The organism is Azospirillum mesophilum, from assembly GCF_053470405.2.
Window position 1 is genome coordinate 1 of the sequence record NZ_JBPXMQ020000108.1, and the last position, 1,493, is coordinate 1,493.

The following is a 1,493-nucleotide window of genomic DNA, read 5'->3' on the forward strand; positions in this document are numbered from 1 at the left end:
TGTACTTGATGGCAACGTATTGCGATCCGCGATCGGAATGATGGACGAGGCCGCTGCCCTTGGCCGGCCGGCGGTGGTGCAGCGCCTGCTCCAGGGCGTCCAGGACGAAGCCGGCGTGAGCGGTGCGCGACACCCGCCAGCCCACGATGCGACGGGCGAAGGTGTCTATGACGAAGGCCACGCAGACGAAGCCCTGCCACGTGGCCACGTACGTGAAATCGGCCACCCACAAGGCATTCGGGCGGGGCGCCTGGAACTGGCGGTTCACCCGGTCGAGCGGACAGGGCGCGGCTCGGTCGCTGATCGTGGTGCGCACCGCCTTGCCGCGTGTTGCGCCCTTCAGGCCCATCTGGCGCATCAACCGGGCCACCGTGCAGCGCGCCACATCGTGGCCCTCCCGCCGCAACTGCCGCCACACTTTGCGCACCCCGTAGACCTGGAAGTTCTCATCCCAGACCCGTCGGATAGCCCCCCTCAGCTCCGCGTCGCTGCGCGAGCGGGCCGGCGCCTTGGCCGGATCGACCCGGCGGGCGGCATGGGCGCGGTAGGTGGACGGGGCAATCGGCAGCACCTTGCAGATCGGCTCGACCCCGTGGACGGCGCGGTGCGCGTCGATGAAGGCGATCATTTCTTGAACGGGCGGTCGAGCTCCGCCTGGGCGAAATACGCCGACGCCTTGCGCAGGATCTCGTTCGCCTGGCGCAACTCGCGGTTCTCTCGCTCCAGCGCCTTGATCCGCTCCTGCTCGTCCGTCGTCAGACCAGGCCGCTTGCCTTTATCACGCTCGGCCTGCCGGACCCAGCCCCGCAGCGTCTCCGCCGTCCAGCCGATCTTCGCCGCGATCGAGCCGATCGCCGCCCACTGCGAGGCGTGTTCCCCCTCGTGCTCGAACACCATCCGCACCGCGCGTTCGCGGACTTCAGGAGCGTATTTGCGTGATGCCGCTTTCGTCATGATGACCCCAGTCTCTCAAGAAACGGGGCCTCCGGGAAACCCGGCACGGTTCAGCTTGGGTAATCGGGTGGTCATTGCCCAGCGTGCGTTGAGCTATTGGAAGGGCCTGCTCAAACAATGTCCTCGCTCCAGCGGGATCCCTTTGCAGCCAAAGGGTCCAGGCAAGATTGTTCATGGAATTCAAGGTGTCCGGGTGCTCCTCGCCAAGCAGACGGAATCGGACTTCCAAAACTTGTTCCTCAAGTGCCCGCGCTCCGACGAGATTGTCCTGGCTTTGAAGGATTGAGGCGAGGTTGTCCATGGAGGTTAAGGTGTTCGGGTGCTCCTCGCCGAGCAGACGACGTTGTGCTGCCAAAGCCTGTTCCTGAAGCTCCCGCGCCCCGACGAGATCACCGTAAGCGTCATCGGCGTCCCACATTGCGGCGCGCCGGGTGTCGCGCGAGGATGGCCGGCGATGAGGGAGGGTTGGTCAAGCGGCCGTGGCGGCGTGGTCGGCCTTCCAGGTCCAGGGCAGCAGGCGGTCGATCTGGTTGGCCTTC

At 66.1% G+C, this 1,493-nt stretch carries 1 protein-coding gene, 1 pseudogene and 1 other annotated feature; the gene and the pseudogene both read right to left on the bottom strand.

Annotated elements, in window-relative coordinates; genetic code table 11:
* A pseudogene (locus ACSVC7_RS32610) lies at window positions 1–954 on the bottom strand (IS3 family transposase); the annotation flags it as partial.
* Window positions 554–670, bottom strand: a sequence feature (AL1L pseudoknot). Its footprint overlaps the pseudogene before it by 117 nt.
* Complete coding sequence (locus ACSVC7_RS32615) at window positions 920–1,372, bottom strand: tetratricopeptide repeat protein (RefSeq protein ID WP_483509169.1); 453 nt, start codon at window positions 1,370–1,372, stop codon at window positions 920–922. The pseudogene ACSVC7_RS32610 and the gene ACSVC7_RS32615, both read right to left, overlap by 35 nt.
* Between the last annotated feature and the right edge of the window lie 121 nt (window positions 1,373–1,493).